The sequence below is a fragment of the Pigmentiphaga sp. genome (assembly GCF_033795525.1).
Taxonomy (GTDB): domain Bacteria; phylum Pseudomonadota; class Gammaproteobacteria; order Burkholderiales; family Burkholderiaceae_B; genus Pigmentiphaga.
Genome location: NZ_JARYGM010000030.1, coordinates 1 through 372, shown reverse-complemented (window position 1 = coordinate 372; position 372 = coordinate 1). Strand labels below are relative to the sequence as shown.

Annotated in this window: 1 protein-coding gene; it reads left to right on the top strand. The window is 63.2% G+C overall.

Annotated elements, in window-relative coordinates:
* A partial coding sequence (locus QHC78_RS21075) for an FAD-binding oxidoreductase (RefSeq protein WP_319748107.1) occupies positions 1–372 on the top strand: 372 nt, incomplete at both ends.

The window sequence follows — 372 nt, the reverse complement described above, 5'->3', positions numbered from 1 at the left end:
AGGAAGCGGCCGAGGGTGGCTGGCGCGGTACGCGTGAATTCCGCCTGGTACGCCGCGAGCAGGAAAGCAGCGAGATCGTTTCGTTCTATTTCGCCCCGGTGGATGGCATGCCGGTGCTCAAGGCAGAACCTGGCCAGTACATCGGCCTGAAGCTAGACATAGACGGTGCCGAGCAGCGCCGCAACTATTCCCTGTCGGCGCTGTGCGACGGCAAGGAATACCGCATTAGCGTCAAGCGTGAGGCGGGCGGCAAGGTCTCCAATTACCTGCACGATGACTTGGTGGTCGGCGATACCCTGCAACTGTTCCCGCCTGCGGGGGACTTCACCCTGGCAGCCAGCGACAAGCCGCTGGTGCTGATCAGCGGAGGGG